The 23,536-nt window shown below is 55.4% G+C and carries 20 protein-coding genes and 2 tRNA genes; 20 read left to right on the top strand and 2 right to left on the bottom strand.

Annotated elements, in window-relative coordinates:
- The first annotated feature begins 223 nt into the window (after positions 1–223).
- The 5 genes from rplU to ACA373_RS19430 all read left to right on the top strand — a co-directional run bounded on the left by rplU (position 224) and on the right by ACA373_RS19430 (position 5,964).
- Positions 224–535: a 50S ribosomal protein L21 gene (rplU, locus tag ACA373_RS19450; RefSeq protein WP_125287102.1), complete on the top strand. Its 312-nt coding sequence runs from the start codon at positions 224–226 to the stop codon at positions 533–535.
- 15 nt (positions 536–550) lie between these two features.
- The gene (gene rpmA, locus ACA373_RS19445) at positions 551–808 is read left to right on the top strand and encodes a 50S ribosomal protein L27 (protein WP_012666719.1); all 258 of its coding nucleotides are present in this window, start codon (positions 551–553) and stop codon (positions 806–808) included.
- Positions 809–1,089: 281 nt separating this feature from the next.
- Positions 1,090–2,268: an Obg family GTPase CgtA gene (gene cgtA / locus ACA373_RS19440; protein WP_301729952.1), complete on the top strand. Its 1,179-nt coding sequence runs from the start codon at positions 1,090–1,092 to the stop codon at positions 2,266–2,268.
- Between the two features lie 209 nt (positions 2,269–2,477).
- A complete protein-coding gene (fepB, locus tag ACA373_RS19435) occupies positions 2,478–3,443 on the top strand; it encodes a Fe2+-enterobactin ABC transporter substrate-binding protein (RefSeq protein ID WP_253457903.1) in 966 nt (321 codons plus the stop codon).
- A gap of 256 nt (positions 3,444–3,699) precedes the next feature.
- On the top strand, positions 3,700–5,964 hold the full coding sequence (locus ACA373_RS19430) for a TonB-dependent siderophore receptor (protein WP_370734977.1): 2,265 nt from the start codon (positions 3,700–3,702) through the stop codon (positions 5,962–5,964).
- A 33-nt stretch (positions 5,965–5,997) separates the two neighbouring features.
- Here the strand turns inward: ACA373_RS19430 and dacB are convergent, their stop codons facing one another.
- Positions 5,998–7,431: a serine-type D-Ala-D-Ala carboxypeptidase gene (gene dacB / locus ACA373_RS19425; RefSeq protein WP_301250762.1), complete on the bottom strand. Its 1,434-nt coding sequence runs from the start codon at positions 7,429–7,431 to the stop codon at positions 5,998–6,000.
- A 246-nt stretch (positions 7,432–7,677) separates the two neighbouring features.
- Between dacB and greA the strand changes: the two genes are divergently transcribed.
- Entirely contained in the window at positions 7,678–8,154 is a 477-nt protein-coding gene (greA, locus tag ACA373_RS19420) for a transcription elongation factor GreA (protein ID WP_125287106.1), read from the top strand.
- Positions 8,155–8,260: 106 nt separating this feature from the next.
- Here greA and yhbY read toward each other — a convergent pair whose 3' ends face one another.
- Complete coding sequence (yhbY, locus tag ACA373_RS19415; protein WP_125287107.1) at positions 8,261–8,554, bottom strand: ribosome assembly RNA-binding protein YhbY; 294 nt, start codon at positions 8,552–8,554, stop codon at positions 8,261–8,263.
- 127 nt (positions 8,555–8,681) lie between these two features.
- On the opposite strand from yhbY, the gene rlmE reads away from it, so the two are divergent.
- From rlmE to pnp, 14 genes are all read left to right on the top strand, one after another.
- Positions 8,682–9,311, top strand: a complete 630-nt coding sequence (rlmE, locus tag ACA373_RS19410) for a 23S rRNA (uridine(2552)-2'-O)-methyltransferase RlmE (RefSeq protein ID WP_125287108.1) — start codon at positions 8,682–8,684, stop codon at positions 9,309–9,311.
- 55 nt (positions 9,312–9,366) lie between these two features.
- Positions 9,367–11,274 (top strand): ATP-dependent zinc metalloprotease FtsH, encoded by a 1,908-nt coding sequence (ftsH, locus tag ACA373_RS19405; RefSeq protein ID WP_253457909.1) that lies wholly within the window; start codon positions 9,367–9,369, stop codon positions 11,272–11,274.
- 84 nt (positions 11,275–11,358) lie between these two features.
- Complete coding sequence (gene folP / locus ACA373_RS19400) at positions 11,359–12,195, top strand: dihydropteroate synthase (protein ID WP_253457912.1); 837 nt, start codon at positions 11,359–11,361, stop codon at positions 12,193–12,195.
- 1 nt (position 12,196) lies between these two features.
- Positions 12,197–13,531: a phosphoglucosamine mutase gene (gene glmM / locus ACA373_RS19395; RefSeq protein WP_370734976.1), complete on the top strand. Its 1,335-nt coding sequence runs from the start codon at positions 12,197–12,199 to the stop codon at positions 13,529–13,531.
- A gap of 260 nt (positions 13,532–13,791) precedes the next feature.
- On the top strand, positions 13,792–14,121 hold the full coding sequence (gene secG, locus ACA373_RS19390) for a preprotein translocase subunit SecG (RefSeq protein ID WP_253457917.1): 330 nt from the start codon (positions 13,792–13,794) through the stop codon (positions 14,119–14,121).
- Between the two features lie 48 nt (positions 14,122–14,169).
- A tRNA-Leu gene (locus ACA373_RS19385) sits at positions 14,170–14,256 on the top strand.
- Positions 14,257–14,315: 59 nt separating this feature from the next.
- Positions 14,316–14,392, top strand: a tRNA-Met gene (locus ACA373_RS19380).
- 208 nt (positions 14,393–14,600) lie between these two features.
- A complete protein-coding gene (gene rimP, locus ACA373_RS19375) occupies positions 14,601–15,053 on the top strand; it encodes a ribosome maturation factor RimP (RefSeq protein WP_148101243.1) in 453 nt (150 codons plus the stop codon).
- Positions 15,054–15,077: 24 nt separating this feature from the next.
- Entirely contained in the window at positions 15,078–16,583 is a 1,506-nt protein-coding gene (nusA, locus tag ACA373_RS19370) for a transcription termination factor NusA (protein ID WP_253457920.1), read from the top strand.
- Between the two features lie 24 nt (positions 16,584–16,607).
- Entirely contained in the window at positions 16,608–19,295 is a 2,688-nt protein-coding gene (infB, locus tag ACA373_RS19365; RefSeq protein WP_253457923.1) for a translation initiation factor IF-2, read from the top strand.
- Between the two features lie 65 nt (positions 19,296–19,360).
- Positions 19,361–19,762 (top strand): 30S ribosome-binding factor RbfA, encoded by a 402-nt coding sequence (gene rbfA, locus ACA373_RS19360; RefSeq protein WP_125287116.1) that lies wholly within the window; start codon positions 19,361–19,363, stop codon positions 19,760–19,762.
- A complete protein-coding gene (gene truB, locus ACA373_RS19355; RefSeq protein WP_253457926.1) occupies positions 19,762–20,736 on the top strand; it encodes a tRNA pseudouridine(55) synthase TruB in 975 nt (324 codons plus the stop codon). The genes rbfA and truB overlap by 1 nt, the downstream gene beginning before the upstream one ends.
- Positions 20,737–20,813: 77 nt before the next feature.
- Positions 20,814–21,083 carry a 30S ribosomal protein S15 gene (gene rpsO, locus ACA373_RS19350; protein WP_125287118.1) on the top strand — a complete coding sequence of 90 codons (270 nt, stop codon included), beginning with the start codon at positions 20,814–20,816 and terminating at the stop codon, positions 21,081–21,083.
- 301 nt (positions 21,084–21,384) lie between these two features.
- Positions 21,385–23,511: a polyribonucleotide nucleotidyltransferase gene (gene pnp / locus ACA373_RS19345; protein WP_253457929.1), complete on the top strand. Its 2,127-nt coding sequence runs from the start codon at positions 21,385–21,387 to the stop codon at positions 23,509–23,511.
- The last annotated feature ends 25 nt before the right edge of the window (positions 23,512–23,536 follow it).

The raw sequence follows: 23,536 nt of genomic DNA, 5'->3' as shown, positions 1-23,536 counted from the left end.
TATGATAAGCGTCTTTACCCGTGCCTGCGGCATGTAATGTATAACAGATTGTACTTGAAAATGGCGACTGTGAAACATTTGGCTGTGCTTTGCGTTTTTTTTCTGCAATACCCGCTACCTGGCACTTGTCATCGCGTGCGAAGTTGCGTAGAATTCGCGCCCTATTGTGAATATTTATAGCGCAGCCTGAACTCAAGACGGCAAGCGCGAGAGCGGAGTTTATATGTACGCGGTTTTCCAAAGTGGTGGTAAACAACACCGAGTGAGCGAAGGTCAGACCGTTCGCCTGGAAAAGCTGGACATCGCAACCGGCGAAACGATTGAATTCGACCAGGTTCTGATGATTGCCAACGGCGAAGAAGTAACGATCGGCGCACCTTTAGTTTCAGGCGGCGTGATCAAAGCAGAAATTATTGCTCACGGTCGTGGCGACAAAATTAAGATTGTTAAGTTTCGTCGTCGTAAACACTACCGTAAGCAGCAGGGTCACCGTCAGTGGTTCACTGATGTGAAGATCACTGGCATCAGCGCCTAAGAGGAGATCTGACAAATGGCACATAAAAAGGCTGGCGGTTCCACTCGAAATGGCCGCGATTCCAACGCAAAACGCCTGGGCGTTAAGCGTTTCGGTGGCGAAAGCGTTCTGGCAGGTAGCATCATCGTTCGTCAGCGTGGCACCAAATTCCACGCGGGCACCAACGTAGGCTGCGGCCGTGACCACACCCTGTTTGCTACGGCAAACGGCAAGGTCCTGTTTGAAGTGAAAGGCCCGAACAACCGTAAATACATCAGCATCGTTGCTGAGTAAGGTTTTCGTGCCTGAAGGCGGTACCTGATACCGCTTTCAGCAGCGAATCAAAAAGCCCCGCTATGATTGCGGGGCTTTTTACATTCTGCATCTGGCGCGCCAATCAGGTTGCCAGTAAAACCCTTTGCTGTACACTTTGTATTCAGCTGCATGATGTCTTAAGGCGGATCCCCTGTCTGGAAATGACGCGAGGGCTGCGCCCCCGGACAGCCGTCATAAGGCCTGCGAGCCACGACGGATCATCCTGCCAGCAGCGGGCAAATGATTTACGGAGAAGTAACATGAAGTTTGTTGATGAAGCGACGATCCTCGTTGCTGCGGGTGATGGCGGCAATGGCTGCGTCAGTTTCCGTCGTGAGAAATATATTCCCAGAGGCGGCCCGGACGGCGGCGATGGTGGTGATGGCGGCGACGTCTATATGCAGGCCGACGAGAACCTGAACACCCTTATCGATTATCGCTTTGAAAAATCTTTCCGTGCCGAGCGCGGGCAGAACGGCCAGAGCCGTGACTGCACCGGTAAACGCGGTAAAGACATTATTATTAAAGTGCCGGTCGGCACCCGTATCATCGATCAGGGCACTGGCGAAACGCTGGGCGATATGATGAAGCACGGTCAGCTGCAAATGGTCGCAAAAGGCGGCTGGCACGGCCTGGGCAACACCCGCTTTAAATCTTCCGTTAACCGTACGCCTCGTCAGAAAACGATGGGAACGCCGGGCGAGAAGCGCGATCTGCAGCTGGAGCTGATGCTGCTGGCCGACGTCGGAATGCTGGGCCTGCCGAACGCGGGTAAATCCACCTTTATCCGCGCCGTTTCCGCCGCGAAGCCTAAAGTAGCCGACTATCCGTTTACCACCCTGGTACCTAGCCTGGGCGTGGTGCGTATGGACAGCGAGCAAAGCTTTGTGATCGCCGACATTCCGGGCCTGATTGAAGGCGCTTCTGACGGCGCAGGTCTGGGTATTCGTTTCCTTAAGCACCTTGAGCGCTGCCGCGTGCTGCTGCACACCATCGACCTGGCGCCAATTGATGAAACCGATCCGGTAGAAAACGCCCGCATCATTCTGGGCGAGCTGGAAAAATACAGCGAGAAGCTTTTTAATAAGCCTCGCTGGCTGGTTTTCAACAAGGTCGACCTGCTGGATCAGGAAGAAGCGGAATCCCGTGCGAAATCCATTGCCGATGCGCTGGGCTGGACGGATAAATACTATCTGATTTCTGCCGCCAACCGCGTTGGCGTAACGCCGCTTTGCTGGGACGTGATGTCCTTCCTGAACGCCAATCCAAAAGAGGCGGAAGTGGAAGAGAAGCAGCCGGAAAAAGTGGAGTTCATGTGGGACGACTATCATCGCCAGCAGCTGGAAGAAGCTGAAACGGCGGTGGAAGAAGACGATGACTGGGATGACGACTGGGATGACGAAGACGACGAAGGCGTCGAAATCATCTACCAGCGTTAATCCCTGAAGGGCGCCAATCGGCGCCCTTTCTGTTATGGGAACCGCACGGAGTACCGATGGCAGCCTCACTGAGCAGGAACCCAGCTTCATGAGCGTTGACCTTCGCAGCAGTAATTATTTCTTCCCGCTAATAAAGATAATCATTATCATCTGCTCTATCCGATCCTTCGCGAAGCCCCGCGCTTTGCCCCGTCTGAATGAGTTGATCCATGCGCACTCCCATCCAAATGTTTCCCCTGATAATTTTTGCTCTCTCGCTGCTGTCGAGCGGTGCAGCGCGTGCCGAAGAAGGCTGGCCACGGCATATCACCAGCGTTAAGGGCGAAATGGTGCTAAAGAAGCAGCCTGAACGGATTGTCTCTACCAGCGTGACGCTGACCGGCTCGCTGCTGGCGATAGACGCGCCGGTTATCGCCAGCGGTGCCACCATGCCAGGCCATCGTATCGCCGACGGCCAGGGATTTTTCCGTCAGTGGGGGAACGTGGCGGCGGCGAAGGGCGTTAAGCGCCTTTACAGCGGCGAACCTAACCTTGAAGCGATTGCCGCAGAAAATCCGGATCTGATTATCGTCAGCGCGACGGGAAACGACTCCGCGCTGCCGTTTTACGATCGTCTGGCCGCGCTGGCGCCGACGCTGGTCGTTAACTACGACGATAAAAGCTGGCAGGAAGTAGAGCGCGTGCTGGCGCAGGCCACAGGTAAAGAAACCGAGGCGGAGGCATCGATTCAACGCTACGCGCAGCGGGAGAAAGAGGTCAAAGCGAAGCTGCAACTGCCGCCGCAGCCCGTTTCCGCGCTGGTTTATAATCCTCATATCCATCTGGTCAATCTCTGGACGCCGGAATCTGCCCAGGGAAAACTACTGGGATCGCTGGGCTTTACCCTGGCTGAGCCGACGGCCGTGGTACGTCAGGCCAGCCAGCGCCTTAAGCGTCGGGATATTATTCCCATAAGCGGAGAAAATCTGGTCACCGGCCTGACGGGGCGGTCCGTGCTGATGTTTGCCGCAGGTGATAAAGAGCAGGCGGCGCTGCTGGCCGAGCCGCTGGTCGCCAACTCCCCGGCGGTAAAAAACAAGCAGGTTTATGCGCTGGGCGAAGACAGCTTCCGGCTGGACTACTACAGCGCCAACAATGTCCTGACCCGCCTGGAACAGCTGTTTTCCGGCAAATAGTTTTTCATGCCTTCGCGTCCGCGAAGGCATCCGCTCTCCGCTGCGTTTTCCTGCCTGCTCACAAAATCATCACGCTAATAAGAATACGACAAACAATCGAATTGATAATTGTTTGCATTTGAAATAATGTATGGCCGCCTGGTCAGAGACGCCCGTGCGTACCGCAAACCAGGCGTGGGCGGACAGCAACGCCTGTTTATTTATCTACTTGCCTCTGTAGAGACTGGCGGAGGCGGATCTACAGGGAATGAGAACGTTGAACACATTATCAAGACTCTCACTGGCAATTTTGCTTGGCCTGGGCGCAATGGCAGGCGCAACGGCGGACGATAGCACACAAACTAACGCTGAAGCAGGGGCGCCCGCGGCGGCGGCCTCCGGCGAACATGTCGATGCGGAAGGCGGCACCCTGATGGTCACGGCGGAGCAGCAGAACTTGCAGGCGCCGGGCGTATCCACCATCACCGCCGACGAAATCAAAAAACGTCCGCCTTCACGCGATCTTTCTGAAATCATCCGTACCATGCCGGGCGTTAACCTTACCGGCAACTCCACCAGCGGCCAGCGCGGCAATAATCGTCAGATCGACATTCGCGGTATGGGGCCAGAAAATACGCTGATCCTGATCGACGGAATGCCGGTCGCCAGCCGCAACTCGGTACGTCTGGGCTGGCGCGGCGAACGCGACACGCGTGGCGATACCAACTGGGTGCCGCCGGAAATGGTTGACCATATCGAAGTGATCCGCGGCCCGGCGGCGGCACGCTATGGCAACGGCGCGGCGGGCGGCGTGGTGAATATCATCACCAAACAGACCGGCAACGAGTGGCACGGCAGCTGGAACACCTACCTGAATATGCCGGAGCATAAATCCGAAGGCTCCACCAAACGCTCTAACTTCTCTTTGAGCGGCCCGATGGGCGATGATGTCAGCTTCTCGCTGTGGGGCAACCTGAGCAAGACGCAGGCGGACGCGCAGTTTATTAACGAAGGTCATCAGTCGCTGCGCACCGGCACCTATGCCGATACCGTTCCGGCGGGACGCGAAGGCGTGGTGAATAAAGATATACACGGCAAGCTGCGCTGGGAGTTTGCGACCAATCAGAACCTGGAGTTTAGCGCGGGCTACAGCCGTCAGGGTAATCTCTATGCAGGCGATACCCAAAACACCAATACCAGCGCGCTGGTGCAGAGCAAATACGGCGACGAAACCAACCGCCTTTATCGTCAGGACTATGCGGTCACCTGGACCGGCGTCTGGGATAATGGCGTCAGCACGCGCAGCTATGCTCAGTATGAGAATACGCGCAACTCGCGGATGAACGAAGGACTGGCAGGCGGTACGGAAGGGATCTTCTCAGACAGCGGGTTCTCCACTATCGAGCTCAACGACGTGCTGCTGCACAGCGAAGTCAGCGTGCCCTTTGAGTTTCTGGTTAACCAGACCGCGACGTTTGGCGCCGAATGGAACCAGCAGCATATGAAGGATGGCGCCTCTAATACTCAGGCGCTCTCTGGCGGCGCTATCGACGGCATCAGCAGCAGCAACCGCAGCCCTTACTCCTCGGCAGAAATCTTCTCGCTGTTTGCGGAAGACAATATGGAACTGACCGACAGCACCACGCTGGTGCCGGGGCTGCGCTTCGATCATCACAGCATCGTCGGCAATAACTGGAGCCCGTCGCTGAATCTTTCGCAGATCCTGGCGGACGACTTTACGCTGAAGCTGGGGATCGCCAGAGCCTATAAAGCGCCGAGCCTCTACCAAACCAACCCGAACTACGTGCTTTACAGCCGTGGTCAGGGCTGTGCCGACAGCGCCGGCGCCTGCTACCTGATGGGTAACGACGACCTTAAAGCCGAAACCAGCATCAATAAAGAAGTGGGCGTGGAGTATAAGCATGAGGGCTATCAGGCCGGTTTGACCTGGTTCCGCAACGACTACCGCGACAAGATCGAATCGGGTTACGTGCCGACAGGCTCTACCGGCAGCACCGACATTTACAAATGGGAAAACGTGCCAAAAGCCGTGGTGGAAGGGCTGGAAGGAACGGTGAACCTGCCGGTGACGGAAGCCATCAGCTGGAACAATAACCTGACCTATATGCTGCAAAGCAAAAACAAAACCACGGGCGATCGCCTGTCTGTTATCCCGGAATATACGCTGAATTCGACGCTCTCCTGGCAGGCGACGCAGGATCTGTCGCTGCAAACCACCTTTACCTGGTACGGTCGGCAGACGCCGAAGAAGTATAACTACAAGGGAGAAGCGGTAAGCGGAACAGAAAAATCCACGGTCAGCCCGTATTCCATTTTGGGACTTAGCGGCACCTATGATGTGAATAAGTACGCCAGCGTGACCGTCGGTATCGATAACCTGTTCGATAAGCGTCATTTCCGCGAGGGCAATGCGCAAACCACGGGTAATTCGACGACCGGCGCCTATATGTATGGCGCAGGCGCCAATACCTTTAACGAGTCAGGCAGGACTTATTATATGAGTCTGAATACGCATTTTTGATAAAAAGGGCGGGAGATAATCCCGCCCTTAATCTTAATAATTCTGATAAATATCTTTATAAAGGCGGCTTTCAAAGCGAACCAGCGGAATGCGACGCTGCTTGAAATTCTGCGGCGGCACCGCATAGCCCGAAAGATATTGCACAAAGGCGACCCGCTTGCCGCTGGCGGTGGTAATAAAGCCCGCCAGGTTATACACGCCCTGTAACGATCCCGTTTTCGCCGAAACTTTACCATCTACGCCGGCTTCATGCAGGCCACCGCGATAGCGCAGCGTACCGTCGTAGCCTGCCAGCGGCAGCATGGAAATATAGTTCAGCTGCTGATCGTTTTGCGCAATGTATTGCAGCACCTGCATCATGGTATCGGGCGAAATCAGGTCGTGACGCGACAGGCCGGAACCATCCACCTGAATGCTGTTGCCCATATCGATATTGGCTTTTTGCCGCAGGATCTGACGGATAGCATCAGAACCGGCTCGCCACGTGCCGGGAACGCCAAAACGCTCATGACCAATGGTGCGGAACACCGTATCGGCAATCATGTTGTCCGACTTCTTCAGCATAATCTTCAGCAGATCGTGCAGCGGCGCGGACTGCGTCTCAGCCAGTACGGTGGCCGGCGGCGTCGCCAGCGTCTGCCGCACCAGATGCCCGGAATAGTCGATACCGGCCTGTTGCAGTTCTCCTTTCAGGATCGCACCGGCGTAGCTGGCACCATCCTGAATAGCAAAGGCCAGCGGCAGAGGTTCAGCGCGCTGGCTCATGCAGCCGGTCAGCGTAAAGCGGTTCAGCTCGCCAGGCACCACGTCCAGCTCACAATATTGCGCTTCCGACGAACCGCGCGCCAGCGTGCGTACCTGGCTGAACATATTGACCGGATAGAACGAAGCCACGCGAATAAAGGCTTTTTCGCCCGGCGTCTGCGCGCTGTAGAGCGAAACGGAGAAACAGTTACGATCCACGATAGCGGCCGCGGGCGGCGCGCTGAAGCACTGCGTCATATCGTTCCACGGCCAGCCCGGCGCTTTATCATGGCTGGCGAACACCGAGGTGTCGATCACCAGGTTACCCTGAATATGGTCGACGCCCTGCTTTTTTAAGACGGCAACCATATTGCGCAGATCCTGACGCGTTAACGTCGGATCGCCGCCGAATCGCGCCACAAGGTCGCCTTTTAGCGTCCCGTTGCTGATGGAGCCTTTACTTTCCAGCTGCGTATGAAAACGGTATTCCGGCCCAAGCTGGAGCAGGGCGGCCAGCGCGGTAATGACTTTCATCGTACTGGCGGGCAGCGCCATCTGCTTGCTGTGATAATCAATAGAAGGCGTATCCGCGCCGACTTTTTGCACAATCAGCGCCAGATTCGCGCCATCGGGCAGATACTGCATATAGTCTTCGACCGTGGCCGCGTTGGCATTCAGCATAAATGCGCAAGCTAAGCCGGTAACAATTCGTGAAAATCGCATAATCTCGCGTTTACTGGCAGGTGATGTTGCCATACTACGGTGCATCATGGTGGAAAGTAAACGATGACCCATAGGGAACTCTGGGGTAAAATACGTATCAAAATGCAAAACCACCAGGCCCTGGGTTTCCTCCGGGCCAGGTTTCTTTCGTTTGTAAATCAGTGGCAAGCGCCGCAGAACGCTTTTTCTGCACTTACCTGTCAGGATGACAAAATTTTGCACAGGATCAGTTGACGAGGTATTGAGATGAATCAGATTCCGATGACGCTAAGGGGCGCCGAGAGACTGCGCGAAGAGCTTGAAGAGCTGAAAACCGTTAAACGCCCCAGAATTATTGCCTCTATCGCGGAAGCACGCGAGCATGGCGACCTGAAAGAAAATGCAGAGTACCACGCCGCACGCGAAGAGCAGGGCTTCTGTGAAGGTCGTATTCAGGAAATCGAAGCCAAGCTGTCCAACGCTCAGGTGATTGACGTCACTAAAATGAATGCGAATGGTCGCGTGATCTTTGGTGCTACCGTTACCGTATTGAACGTGGACACGGATGAGGAGTCGACCTACCGTATCGTGGGCGATGACGAAGCGGACTTTAAACAAAATCTGATTTCTGTTAACTCGCCGATGGCGCGCGGTTTGATCGGCAAAGAAGTGGATGATGTGGCCATCATCAAAACGCCGGGCGGCGACGTTGAGTATGAAATTCTGAAAATAGAGTATATCTGATTTACTCTTAAGCTATTTTTCAGACATAGTGTAAAGAAAAGAAAAAGGCCGCTTTGCGGCCTTTTCCTGACATCACGAGCGTGTCACTTTCTTCTGCGGCTAGCTTTTAGCGAGGAAGAGCGATTTTACGTTCCTTCGTCGGACGGTACAGCACCAGCGTCTTGCCGATAACCTGCACGTTTGCGGCTTTGGTTTCGCGCACGATAGCCTCTACCACCAGGGTTTTTGTCTCACGGTCTTCCGTCGCGATTTTTACCTTGATGAGCTCATGGTGCTCCAGTGCCTGTTCGATTTCGGCCAGCACCCCTTCGGTCAGACCGTTGTTGCCTAACATCACGACAGGCTTCAGCGGATGGGCCAGTCCTTTCAGGTGCTGTTTTTGTTTGGTACTCAGATTCATCGTATTTTTTACTTACATTGGGATTGAAAACGGGTCATTCTACCGCCATCTCGGGTATATCACCAAATCGGCATGCTGATTTGTGCGGTTTATTTATCGCATACGTTGAATCATAGTTGGAAATTGTATGACTGGTAAAAAGCGTTCGGCCAGTTCCAGCCGCTGGCTACAGGAACACTTTAGCGATAAATATGTGCTGCAGGCGCAGAAAAAAGGGCTGCGTTCGCGCGCCTGGTTTAAACTTGATGAAATACAGCAGGGTGACAAGCTGTTTAAGCCGGGGATGACGGTTGTCGATCTCGGTGCGGCGCCAGGCGGATGGTCTCAGTATGTGGTGACGCAAATTGGATCAAAAGGTCGCGTGATTGCCTGTGATATCCTGCCGATGGATCCTATCGTCGGCGTCGATTTCCTTCAGGGCGATTTTCGTGATGAACTGGTGCTGAAAGCGCTTATGGATCGCGTTGGCGATACCAAAGTGCAGGTAGTAATGTCCGATATGGCGCCCAACATGACGGGAACGCCGGCGGTAGATATTCCAAGGTCAATGTATCTGGTTGAGCTTGCGCTGGAGATGTGCCGGGACGTTCTGGCACCCGGCGGCAGTTTTTTAGTGAAGGTGTTTCAGGGAGATGGCTTTGAAGATTACCTCCGGGAAATTCGCTCCCTGTTTACGAAAGTGAAAATTCGTAAGCCGGACGCTTCACGTTCTCGTTCACGTGAAGTGTACATTGTAGCGACAGGGCGCAAACTATAGTACCCTACGCTGTCTGTTAACACAGTTGTAATAAGAGGTTAATCCCTTGAGTGACATGGCGAAAAACCTGATTCTCTGGCTAGTCATCGCAGTCGTGCTGATGTCGGTCTTCCAGAGCTTTGGGCCCAGCGAGTCAAATGGCCGTAGGGTTGATTACTCAACCTTCCTGTCGGAAGTGAACCAGGATCAGGTCCGCGAGGCACGTATTAACGGGCGTGAAATCAACGTTGTCAAAAAAGACAGCAACAAATACACCACCTACATCCCCGTCAACGATCCTAAGTTGCTCGATAACCTGTTGACCAAAAATGTCAAAGTGGTAGGCGAACCGCCTGAAGAGCCAAGCCTGCTGGCTTCCATCTTCATTTCATGGTTCCCGATGCTGCTATTGATCGGCGTGTGGATTTTCTTTATGCGTCAGATGCAGGGCGGCGGCGGCAAGGGCGCGATGTCCTTCGGCAAAAGCAAAGCCCGTATGCTGACGGAAGATCAGATCAAGACGACGTTTTCGGACGTTGCAGGCTGTGACGAAGCGAAAGAGGAAGTCGCCGAGCTGGTGGAATACCTGCGCGAGCCGAGCCGTTTCCAGAAGCTGGGCGGTAAAATTCCAAAAGGCGTGCTGATGGTCGGTCCTCCGGGTACCGGTAAAACCCTGCTGGCGAAAGCCATCGCGGGTGAAGCGAAAGTGCCTTTCTTTACTATCTCCGGTTCTGACTTCGTTGAAATGTTTGTCGGCGTGGGCGCATCCCGCGTACGCGATATGTTTGAACAAGCCAAGAAGGCGGCGCCGTGCATCATCTTTATCGATGAGATCGATGCGGTAGGTCGTCAGCGCGGCGCGGGTCTGGGCGGTGGTCACGATGAACGTGAGCAAACGCTGAACCAGATGCTGGTTGAGATGGACGGCTTTGAAGGCAACGAAGGCATTATCGTCATCGCGGCAACTAACCGTCCTGACGTGCTTGACCCCGCGCTGCTGCGTCCGGGCCGTTTCGACCGTCAGGTTGTGGTCGGTCTGCCAGACGTGCGTGGCCGTGAGCAGATCCTGAAAGTGCATATGCGTCGCGTGCCGCTGGCTACCGACATTGATGCGCTGGTTATCGCACGCGGTACGCCGGGCTTCTCCGGTGCCGATCTGGCGAACCTGGTGAACGAAGCCGCTCTGTTTGCCGCCCGCGGCAACAAGCGCGTGGTTTCAATGGTTGAGTTCGAGAAAGCGAAAGACAAAATCATGATGGGTGCGGAACGTCGCTCCATGGTGATGACGGAAGCGCAGAAAGAATCTACCGCTTATCACGAAGCGGGCCATGCCATTATCGGCCGTCTGGTGCCAGAACACGATCCGGTACACAAAGTCACGATTATTCCACGTGGCCGTGCGCTGGGCGTGACCTTCTTCCTGCCGGAAGGCGATGCTATCAGCGCCAGCCGTCAGAAGCTGGAAAGCCAGATCTCCACGCTTTACGGCGGCCGCCTGGCGGAAGAGATCATCTATGGCGTAGAGCATGTGTCTACCGGCGCGTCTAACGACATCAAAGTAGCGACCTCCATTGCACGTAACATGGTTACGCAATGGGGCTTCTCCGAGAAGCTGGGTCCGCTGCTTTATGCGGAAGAAGAGGGCGAAGTGTTCCTGGGACGTTCCGTCGCGAAAGCGAAGCATATGTCTGATGAAACGGCACGCATTATCGATCAGGAAGTGAAAGCGCTGATCGAAGGCAACTATCAGCGTGCCCGCCGTATCCTGAACGAGAATATGGACATCCTTCACGCGATGAAAGACGCGCTGATGAAGTATGAAACCATTGATGCGCCTCAGATCGACGACCTGATGGCTCGCCGCGAAGTGCGTCCGCCAGCCGGTTGGGAAGATCCGGGCAGCAGCAGCTCTGACAACGGTACGCCTAAGGCGCCGCGTCCGGTCGACGAACCGCGTACGCCAAACCCTGGTAACACCATGTAAGCGTGACCGAGCAACAACAAACCCCGGCGATGACCGGGGTTTTTTTTTATGATTATCTCACCACACTGAAGGAGAACCGCCGCCATGAAGCTTCACGCCCGAGATTCCGTGCTCGATATGACTCATCCTCACGTTATGGGTATTCTGAACGTGACGCCGGACTCTTTTTCGGACGGCGGCAAGCATAACGATTTAGTGCAGGCCCTGACGCACGCTAACGGCATGATTAACGCTGGCGCGACCATCATTGATATCGGCGGCGAATCTACGCGCCCGGGAGCGGATGAGGTCAGCGTTGAACAGGAGCTGGCGCGCGTTATCCCCGTTGTGGAAGCTATCTCGCAGCGCTTTGAGGTATGGATCTCTGTGGATACCTCCAGCCCGGAGGTTATCCGGGAAGCCGCAAAGGCTGGCGCGCATATCATTAACGATATCCGCTCCCTGCAGAAACCCGGCGCGCTGGAAGCGGCGGCAGAGACGGGGCTGCCGGTCTGCCTGATGCATATGCAGGGCGATCCTAAAACGATGCAGCAGTCCCCTCAGTATCGTCATTTGTTGCAGGAAGTGGACGCCTTTTTCGTGGAGCAGATCGCTCGCTGCGAGGCGGCGGGGATCAAAAAAACGCAGCTGCTGCTCGACCCGGGATTCGGTTTCGGTAAGAATCTCTCCCACAATTACCAACTGTTAGCGCACCTGGCCGATTTTCACCGCTTTGGGCTGCCGCTGCTGGTCGGCATGTCACGCAAAAGTATGATTGGGCAGCTGTTGAACGTCGGGCCGACGCAGCGGCTGACGGGCAGCCTGGCCTGCGCGGTTATTGCCGCTATGCAGGGCGCGCATATTTTGCGCGTTCACGATGTTAAAGAAACCGTTGAGGCGATGCGCGTCGTCGAGGCGACACTGTCAGCGAAGGAAAAGTAGCATGAGCAACCGTAAATATTTTGGTACAGATGGCATTCGTGGCAAGGTCGGCGAAACGCCGATTACCCCAGACTTCGTTCTGAAGCTGGGCTGGGCGGCAGGCAAAGTGCTGGCGCGCAACGGCTCAAAAAAAATTATTATTGGTAAGGACACGCGTATTTCCGGCTACATGCTGGAATCCGCGCTGGAAGCAGGCCTGGCGGCGGCAGGTTTGTCAGCCGCTTTTACCGGCCCAATGCCGACGCCCGCTATCGCCTATTTGACCCGCACTTTCCGCGCGGAAGCGGGTATTGTGATTTCCGCGTCGCATAACCCTTTCGACGACAACGGCATCAAATTCTTTTCGATCGACGGCACCAAGCTGCCGGATGAGGTCGAAGAAGCGATTGAAGCGGAAATGGAAAAGCCCATTACCTGCGTTGACTCTGCCGAGCTGGGACGCGCCAGCCGTATTGTGGATGCCGCAGGCCGCTATATCGAATTCTGTAAAGGCACCTTCCCCAGCGAGCTGAGCCTGAACGGCCTGAAAATCGTGGTGGACTGCGCCAACGGCGCCACCTATCACATTGCGCCAAACGTGCTGCGCGAGCTGGGGGCGGAAGTGATTACCCTTGGCGTCAATCCGGACGGAATGAACATCAACAAGGAATGCGGCGCAACCGATCTTCGCCAGCTGCAGGCTCGCGTACTGGCCAAAAAAGCCGATATCGGGCTGGCCTATGACGGCGACGGCGACCGTATCATGATGGTCGATCACCTGGGTGAAAAGGTCGACGGCGATCAGATCCTCTATATCGTGGCTCGCGAAGGCTTGCGCCAGGGCCAGCTGCGCGGCGGCGTGGTAGGCACGCTGATGAGCAATATGGGGCTTGAGCTGGCGCTGAAACAGCTGGGCATTCCTTTCGCCAGGGCGAAAGTGGGCGACCGCTACGTGCTGGAGAAGCTGCAGGAGAAAGGCTGGCGGCTGGGCGCGGAAAACTCCGGTCACGTTATCCTGCTGGACAAGACCACTACCGGCGACGGCATTGTGGCAGGTTTGCAGGTACTCACTGCCATGGTACGCAACCATATGAGCCTGCACGACCTGTGCAGCGGCATGAAGCTGCTGCCGCAGATCCTGGTGAACGTGCGCTTTAGCGGCGCAACCGATCCGCTGGAAGATGCGCAGGTGAAAGCGGTGACGGCCGAAGCGGAAAAAGAACTGAAAGGGCGTGGTCGCGTCCTGCTGCGTAAATCGGGCACCGAGCCGCTGATCCGCGTGATGGTGGAAGGCGAAGACGAAGCGCAGGTCACGTCGCTGGCACACCGCATTGCCGATGCGGTCAAGGCTGTCTGAGGCAAATAATAACCGGGCCGGGCACGACAGGGTGCCCGGCTGAAAGCGTCGTAGCCGTGTGATAGTTGGCGCTTTTTTCAGCTTTGTCGTCGCTTTTGCCGCTTTTTTCTGCAATTGACGTGGCCGTGCTAAATTGCCCTTGCGCAATCAGGCCGCTTTGGTTAGTATTCACACCCGCTTCTGATGGGTAGCGACAACGCTATCTGCTCACTGGTTTTGAAGCTTAAATGCGCGATAACGCGCAAGGAAACAGGTTGATTATGTACGAAGCTCTTTTGGTAGTTTTCCTTATTGTGGCAATCGGCCTTGTAGGTCTGATCATGCTGCAGCAAGGTAAAGGCGCTGATATGGGCGCATCGTTCGGTGCAGGTTCTTCAGCAACGCTGTTCGGCTCTAACGGTTCTGGCAACTTTATGACCCGTATGACCGCAGTGCTGGCGACGCTGTTCTTTGTAATCAGTCTGATCCTGGGCAACCTGAACAGCAACAAAACGCAGAAAGGAAGCGAGTGGGAAAATCTGTCTCAGCCTGCACAGCAGCAGAGTCAGCCAGCGAAACCGGCCGCGCCGGGTAGCGATATCCCACAGTAAGCTGTAAATTTCGACGCGACAGAAAAGAAAAAGTCGCAACCTTTTAGTGCCGTGGTGGTGGAATTGGTAGACACGCTACCTTGAGGTGGTAGTGCCCGCATGGGCTTACGGGTTCAAGTCCCGTCCTCGGTACCAAATCTCAGTTTTGCTTGCATTTTATGCAAGATCGGCGTAGTATTTGCCACGTTTTCGGACGCGGGGTGGAGCAGCCTGGTAGCTCGTCGGGCTCATAACCCGAAGGTCGTCGGTTCAAATCCGGCCCCCGCAACCACTTTCCCTTAGAGTTCTTTTTCAAATATACTGTATGCATTGCACGGCGCTAACAGCGAATTTTGAAAAAAATTCTATGGATTGTGCCGAACCGCCATTTATGGCGTACAGGGTCCAGTCGCATAAAGCCCCGATTTATCGGGGTTTTTTGTTATCAGGAAACAGCATACTGGGCTATTAAGCCCTTTTTTTATGTCTTGGGGGTGGGATTGTCCACATTAGAGCAAAAATTAACAGAGCTGATTACGGCACCGGTAGAAGCGCTGGGCTACGAGCTGGTTGGCATTGAGTTCGTTCGCGGTCGCACATCTACGCTGCGCATCTATATTGATAGTGAAGATGGCATCAATGTTGATGATTGTGCTGATGTCAGCCACCAGGTCAGCGCGGTGTTTGATGTTGAAGATCCCATCACCGTGGCTTATAACCTTGAAGTCTCCTCGCCAGGCCTTGAGCGCCCACTCTTTACCGCAGAGCACTACGCGCGATTCACCGGCGAGGAAGTAAGCCTGGTGCTGCGTATGGCCGTACAGAACCGCCGCAAGTGGCAGGGAATCATTAAATCCGTAGATGGTGAAATGGTAACCGTTGCCGTTGAGGGTAACGACGAAGTGTTCGCGCTGAGTAACATCCAGAAGGCGAACCTGGTTCCCCACTTTTAAAAGTCCGGATTGAGGCATACCAGGATGAACAAAGAAATCTTAGCTGTAGTCGAGGCAGTATCGAACGAGAAATCCCTCCCGCGCGAGAAGATTTTCGAAGCGCTGGAGAGCGCGCTGTCCACGGCTACCAAGAAAAAGTACGAGCAGGAAATCGACGTCCGCGTCAGCATCGATCGCAAAAGCGGCGATTTTGACACGTTTCGCCGCTGGGTCATTGTTGACGAAGTCACCATGCCAACGCGTGAAATCACCCTGGATGCCGCGCGATTCGAAGACGAATCGCTGAATCTGGGCGATTATGTTGAAGATCAGATCGAATCTGTCACCTTTGACCGTATCACCACGCAGACGGCAAAACAGGTTATCGTGCAGAAAGTGCGCGAGGCAGAACGCGCGATGGTCGTTGACCAGTTCCGCGAGCAGGAAGGTGAGATCATCACCGGCGTCGTGAAGAAAGTGAACCGCGACAACATCTCTCTCGAAGTGCGCCCAACCGATGGTTCTAATACCAATGCGGAAGCGGTAATCATTCGTGAAGATATGCTGCCGCGTGAAAACTTCCGTCCGGGCGACCGCATCCGCGGCGTACTCTATGCAGTACGGCCGGAAGCGCGTGGTGCACAGCTGTTCGTTACGCGCTCCAAACCGGAGATGCTAATCGAACTGTTCCGCATTGAAGTGCCGGAAATTGCTGAAGAAGTGATTGAGATTAAAGCTGCCGCGCGCGATCCAGGCTCCCGTGCCAAGATCGCCGTAAAAACCAACGACAAGCGTATCGACCCGGTCGGCGCCTGCGTGGGTATGCGCGGTGCGCGAGTTCAGGCGGTGTCCAGCGAGCTGGGTGGCGAACGTATTGATATCGTGCTGTGGGATGACAATCCTGCGCAGTTCGTGATCAATGCGATGGCCCCGGCGGACGTCGCCTCTATCGTGGTGGATGAAGATAATCACACCATGGATATCGCCGTAGAAGCCGGAAATCTGGCTCAGGCGATTGGCCGTAACGGCCAAAACGTGCGTCTGGCTTCGCAGCTGAGTGGCTGGGAGCTGAACGTGATGACGGTCGACGATCTGCAGGCCAAGCACCAGGCTGAAGCCCACGCTGCCATCGACGTCTTTACCAAACATCTCGATATTGATGAAGATTTCGCAACCGTGCTGGTTGAAGAAGGCTTCTCTTCTCTGGAAGAGCTGGCATACGTGCCTATCAACGAGCTGTTGGAAATCGACGGTCTGGATGAAGAGACAGTAGAAGCGCTGCGCGATCGTGCGAAAAATGCGTTAACCACCCTTGCTCTGGAAAAAGCCGAGAGTCTGGGCGACAAACAGCCGGCAGAAGATCTGCTGAACCTGGAAGGTCTTGACCGTGAGCTGGCATTTAAGCTGGCAGCGATTGGCGTTTGCACGCTGGAAGATCTTGCCGAGCAGGGTGTTGACGATCTGACAGATATTGAAGGCCTGAACGACGAAAGGGCCGGCGAGCTGATTATGGCTGCACGAAATATCTGCTGGTTCGGCGACGACGCGTAATAAACTGTAGCAGGAAGGAACAGCATGACAGATGTAACTGTAAAATCGCTGGCGGCAGAGATTCAGACACCGGTAGAACGCCTGGTACAGCAATTTGCTGATGCAGGGATCCGCAAGTCTGAAACCGACTCTGTGACCCAGCAGGAAAAAGAGACGCTCCTGACGCACCTGAATCGCGACAACAATGGCGGTTCTGGTAAACTGACCTTACAGCGCAAAACGCGCAGCACCTTGAATATTCCGGGCACCGGCGGTAAAAGTAAATCGGTGCAAATCGAAGTCCGCAAAAAACGCACCTATGTAAAAGGCGATCCTGCAGAAGCCGCTCAGGCAGAAGCAGAAGAGCAGGCACAGCGCGAAGCGGAAGAAATGGCTCGTCGCGAGGCTGAAGAAAAAGCCCAGCGCGAAGCTCAAGAAAAAGCGCAGCGTGAAGCCGAGGAGCAGGCTAAACGTGAGGCGGCAGAGAAAGCCAGGCGTGAAGCAGCGGAAAAAGACAAAGTGAGCAACCAACAAACCGACGATATGACCCGCAATCAACAGTCTGATAAAGCCCGTCGTGAAGCGGAAGCCGCTGAACTGAAGCGTAAAGCTGAAGAAGAAGCGCGTCGCAAGATCGAAGAAGAAGCGAAGCGCGTAGCGGAAGAGGCCCGTAAAATGGCGGAAGAAAAAGGTTCAGAATGGGCGGAAGCGGAGAAAGAAGTGGAAGACACTTCTGACTATCACGTGACCACCTCTACCCACGCCCGTGCGGCAGAAGACGAGAACGATGCGCAGGTTGAAGGCGATCGCCGCACTCGCGCTGCTCGTCCGGCTAAAGCCCCACAGCGTAAGAAAGGCAACAAGCATTCCGAAGCGAAAACCGACCGTGAAGAAGCGCGTGCGCAATTCCGTGGCGGTAAAGGCGGCAAGCGTAAGAGTACGCTGCAGCAGGGCTTCAACAAGCCGGCTCAGGCTGTTAACCGTGACGTGGTTATCGGTGAAACCATCACCGTAGCGGAACTGGCTAACAAGATGGCGGTGAAAGGCTCCCAGGTCATCAAAGCGATGATGAAAATGGGCGCTATGGCCACCATCAACCAGGTTATCGATCAGGAAACTGCCCAGATGGTCGCGGAAGAGATGGGTCACAAAGTGACGCTGCGCCGCGAGAACGAGCTGGAAGAAGCGGTAATGAGCGATCGTGATACCGATGCGGCCATGGAATCCCGTGCGCCGGTCGTGACCATCATGGGCCACGTTGACCACGGTAAAACCTCACTGCTGGACTACATTCGCTCCACTAAAGTCGCCTCTGGCGAAGCGGGCGGCATTACCCAGCACATCGGTGCTTACCACGTCGAAACCGACAACGGTATGGTGACCTTCCTGGATACCCCTGGCCACGCCGCGTTTACCGCAATGCGTGCTCGTGGTGCTCAGGCAACGGATATCGTTATCCTGGTTGTCGCCGCCGATGACGGCGTGATGCCACAGACCATCGAAGCTATCCAGCACGCCAAAGCGGCGAAAGTGCCGGTTGTGGTTGCGGTGAACAAGTGCGATAAGCCAGAAGCCGATCCGGATCGCGTTAAAAACGAACTGACTCAGTACGGTATCATTCCGGAAGAGTGGGGCGGCGAGAACATGTTCGTTAACGTTTCCGCGAAAGCCGGAACCGGTATCGACGACCTGCTGAACGCTATCCTGCTGCAGGCTGAAGTCCTGGAGCTGACCGCTGTTCGTCAGGGTATGGCCAGCGGCGTCGTGATCGAATCCTTCCTGGATAAAGGTCGCGGCCCTGTTGCTACCGTGCTGGTACGTGAAGGTACGCTGAACAAAGGCGATATCGTGCTGTGCGGCTTCGAGTATGGCCGTGTGCGTGCGATGCGTGACGAGCTGGGCCGCGAAGTGCTGACTGCGGGTCCTTCGATCCCGGTCGAAATCCTGGGCCTGTCAGGCGTGCCTGCTGCCGGTGATGAAGCGACCGTGGTGCGTGACGAGAAGAAAGCGCGTGAAGTGGCGCTCTATCGTCAGGGCAAATTCCGTGAAGTTAAGCTGGCGCGTCAGCAGAAATCCAAGCTGGAGAACATGTTTGCTAACATGACCGAAGGCGAAGTTTCCGAGCTGAACATCGTGCTGAAAGCGGACGTACAGGGTTCTGTCGAAGCTATCGCCGACTCGCTGATGAAGCTTTCCACTGACGAAGTGAAAGTGAAAATCGTTGGCTCCGGCGTAGGTGGTATCACTGAGACCGACGCCACGCTGGCTGCGGCTTCCAACGCCATCCTGGTAGGCTTTAACGTTCGTGCCGACGCGTCCGCGCGCCGCGTGATCGATTCAGAAAGCCTGGATCTGCGTTACTACTCCGTCATCTATAACCTGATTGACGAAGTGAAGCAGGCGATGAGCGGTATGCTGGCGCCGGAATACAAGCACCAGATCACCGGCCTGGCCGAAGTGCGTGACGTGTTCAAATCACCTAAGTTTGGCGCGGTTGCCGGCTGTATGGTGACGGAAGGCAACATCAAGCGTCACAACCCAATCCGCGTGCTGCGCGACAACGTGGTTATCTATGAAGGCGAGCTGGAATCCCTGCGCCGCTTCAAGGATGACGTTAACGAAGTCCGTAACGGCATGGAATGTGGTATCGGCGTGAAGAACTACAACGATGTGCGTGTTGGCGATATGATCGAAGTCTTCGAGATCATCGAAATCCAGCGTACCATCGCTTAATGGTTGCCTGACCAACCTGTTCGGGAGGCCTTTGCGCCTCCCGTATTTATTTGGAGAGAATAATTATGGCGAAAGAATTCGGTCGCCCGCAGCGCGTCTCCCAGGAACTGCAGAAAGAGATCGCGATTATTTTACAGCGTGAGATCAAAGATCCGCGTCTGGGCATGATGGTCACGGTTTCCGGCGTGGAAGTCTCCCGCGACCTGGCCTATGCAAAAGTGTTCGTTACCTTTTTAAACGATAAAGACGAAGACGCCATCAAAGGCGGCCTGCGCGCGCTGGGCGACGCTTCCGGCTATATCCGCTCCCTGCTGGGCAAAGCGATGCGCCTGCGTATCGTGCCTGAACTGACCTTCTTCTACGACAACTCGCTGGTTGAAGGGATGCGCATGTCTAACCTTGTCACTAACGTGGTTCGCAACGACGCCGAGCGCCGTGGCCCTGCGGAAGACGACAAGGAGGAGTAATGAGTCGTCCTCGTCGTCGCGGACGCGATATTCACGGTGTCCTGCTGCTGGACAAGCCCGGCGGCCTGTCGTCTAACGACGCGCTGCAAAAAGTTAAGCGGCTGTTTAACGCCAACCGCGCGGGCCATACGGGCGCGCTCGATCCGCTGGCGACCGGTATGCTGCCAATATGCCTGGGCGAAGCGACGAAGTTTTCCCGCTATCTGCTCGATTCCGACAAGCGCTATCGCGTGATCGCGCGGTTAGGCCAGCGTACCGATACTTCGGATGCGGACGGTCAGATCATCAGCGAACGACCGGTGAACTTCACGCAGGCGCAGCTTGACGCCGCGCTGGATAGCTTTCGTGGCGAAACGCAGCAGGTGCCGTCAATGTATTCGGCGCTCAAGTATCAGGGGCGCAAGCTCTATGAATATGCGCGTGAAGGCATTGAAGTCCCGCGTGAAGCACGCAGCATTACCGTTTACGAACTAAAATTTATTCGCCTTGAAGGCGACGAGCTGGAGCTGGAAATTCACTGCTCAAAAGGCACTTACATCCGCACCATTACGGACGATTTAGGCGAAATGCTGGGCTGCGGTGCGCACGTGATTTTCCTGCGTCGTTTGCAGGTCGCGACCTATCCGATCGACGCAATGGTCACGCTGGAGCAGCTGCAGGCACTTAGCGAAGAGGCCGCGCGTAACGAGCGTCCGGCGGCAGAGCTGCTCGACCCGTTGCTGATGCCGATGGACAGCCCGGCGGCGGCTTATCCTGAGGTGAACCTGCCTGTCAGCGCGGCGGCTTACTTCAAACAGGGCATGCCGGTGCAGGCGGCGAACGTGCCGGACTCGGGGCTGGTGCGCGTCACGGAAGGCGAGGCGCGTCAGTTTATCGGCATGGCGGAAGTGGCGGAAGATGGCCGCGTTGCGCCGCGTCGGCTGGTTGTAGAATATTCCGATGCATCATTTGCGAAAGCCTCAGGCTCAGAGTAGAATGGCGCGGCTTTACATTGGGTGGCTGAATTAGAGATCGGCGCCTGTACATTTATCTTAAAATTTGGAGTAGTAAAATGTCTCTAAGTGCAGAAAACAAAGCGCAGATCGTTGCTGATTACGGCCGTGATGCTAACGACAGTGGTTCTACCGAAGTTCAGGTTGCTCTGCTGACCGCTCAGATTAACCATCTGCAGGGTCACTTCTCTGAGCACAAAAAAGACCACCACAGCCGTCGCGGTCTGCTGCGCATGGTTTCACAGCGTCGTAAGCTGCTGGATTACCTGAAGCGTAAAGACGTTGCACGTTACACCAGCCTGATCGAGCGTCTGGGTCTGCGTCGCTAAGTCTTACAGTCTGCTCTCCTCGCTTTCGTCGTCCGACGAAGGAAAAGGGGGAAAAAGGCAGATTTGTGCGAGTTTCGCTAAAAAGGGGCCTTTATGGCCCCTTTTTTCAGTCGGGCGGCAGCAATCCAGGCCAAACTATTGTATTGTTGCTGAGTGTGATCTTCAGTTGCAGAGATTCGCGCGGCTAATGAGAGGCTTTGTCCCATAAGGGATTAGGGTTGTCATTAGTCGCGAGGATGCAATGAAGATTTAAGAGTCACGGCAGGAGAAAGCTCTTGCCAGGAACGTTAAGGACATTATTTTGCTGAATCCGATCGTAAAAAAATTCCAGTATGGTCAGCATACCGTCACGCTTGAAACCGGTATGATGGCTCGTCAGGCCACCGCTGCCGTTATGGTCAGCATGGACGACACCGCTGTATTTGTAACCGTAGTTGGCCAGAAAAAAGCCAAGCCGGGTCAGGACTTTTTCCCTCTGACCATCAACTATCAGGAGCGTACCTACGCTGCTGGTCGTATCCCGGGCAGCTTCTTCCGTCGTGAAGGCCGTCCAAGCGAAGGCGAAACGCTGATTGCGCGTCTGATTGACCGCCCGCTTCGCCCGCTGTTCCCGGAAGGTTTTGTTAACGAAGTCCAGGTGATTGCCACCGTGGTTTCCGTTAACCCACAGGTTAACCCTGATATCGTAGCGATGATCGGCGCTTCTGCCGCGCTGAGCCTGTCCGGTATTCCTTTCAACGGCCCAATCGGCTCTGCCCGCGTGGGTTACATCAACGACCAGTACGTGCTGAACCCAACCACCGACGAGCTGAAAGAAAGCAAGCTGGATCTGGTTGTTGCCGGTACCGAAGGTGCCGTGCTGATGGTGGAATCCGAAGCGGAACTGCTGAGCGAAGATCAGATGCTGGGCGCCGTGGTATTTGGCCACGAGCAGCAGCAGGTTGTTATCGAAAACATTAAGGCACTGGTTGCCGAAGCGGGCAAACCTCGCTGGGAATGGCAGCCGGAAGCGGTTAACGAAGCGCTGAACAGCCGCATCGCCGCGCTGGCCGAATCCCGTCTGAGCGACGCTTACCGCATCACCGAAAAACAGGAGCGTTACGCTCAGGTTGACGTGATCAAATCTGAAACCACAGCGGCGCTGCTGGCGGAAGACGCAAGCCTGGACGAAGGCGAAATCAGCGATATCCTGCACGGTCTGGAAAAGAACGTGGTGCGTAGCCGCATTCTGCGTGGTGAGCCGCGTATCGACGGTCGTGAAAAAGATATGATCCGTGGTCTGGACGTGCGCACCGGCGTGCTGCCGCGTACTCACGGCTCCGCGCTGTTTACCCGTGGCGAAACTCAGGCGCTGGTAACGGCGACGCTGGGCACCGCGCGTGACGCACAGAACCTGGACGAGTTGATGGGTGAACGCACCGACAACTTCCTGTTCCACTACAACTTCCCTCCGTACTCCGTGGGTGAAACCGGTATGGTTGGCTCGCCTAAGCGTCGTGAAATTGGTCACGGTCGTCTGGCGAAGCGCGGCGTGCTGGCCGTAATGCCGAAAGGCGACGCGTTCCCGTACACCGTACGTGTAGTGTCAGAAATCACCGAATCCAACGGTTCATCGTCTATGGCTTCCGTATGCGGCGCTTCACTGGCGCTGATGGACGCGGGCGTGCCGATCAAAGCGGCCGTAGCCGGTATCGCGATGGGTCTGGTTAAAGACAACGATAACTTTGTCGTGCTGTCAGATATCCTGGGCGATGAAGATCACCTGGGCGACATGGACTTCAAAGTAGCCGGTAGCCGTGAAGGCATTACCGCGCTGCAGATGGACATCAAAATCGAAGGCATCACCCGCGAAATCATGCAGGTGGCGCTGAACCAGGCTAAAGGCGCGCGTCTGCATATCCTGGGCGTAATGGAACAGGCTATCAGCACGCCACGCGGCGATATCTCGCAGTTTGCTCCGCGCATCCATACCATCAAGATCAGCCCGGACAAGATCAAAGACGTGATCGGTAAAGGCGGTTCTGTTATTCGTGCGCTGACCGAAGAGACCGGCACCACCATCGAAATCGAAGATGACGGTACCGTGAAAATCGCTGCGACCGACGGTGACAAAGCGAAGTTCGCTATCCGCCGTATCGAAGAGATCACGGCAGAAATCGAAGTGGGCCGCATTTACAACGGTAAAGTGACCCGCATCGTCGACTTCGGCGCCTTCGTCGCTATCGGCGGCGGTAAAGAGGGTCTGGTGCACATTTCTCAAATCGCCGACAAGCGCGTTGAGAAAGTCACTGACTATCTGCAGATGGGTCAGGAAGTCCCGGTGAAAGTTCTGGAAGTTGATCGTCAGGGCCGCGTGCGCCTGAGCATCAAGGAAGCGGCCGAGCCGGAAGCGGCTGCGGCGCCTGCGCCAGAAGCTTCAGCAGAATAAGCAGCACACTAAGCTCTTCGCGGCG

This window comes from Erwinia sp. STN24, from assembly GCF_041320675.1.
Lineage (GTDB): Bacteria > Pseudomonadota > Gammaproteobacteria > Enterobacterales > Enterobacteriaceae > Erwinia > Erwinia aeris.
Note: the sequence above shows the minus strand (reverse complement) of the source record. Positions and strands in the feature narration are given on the sequence as shown.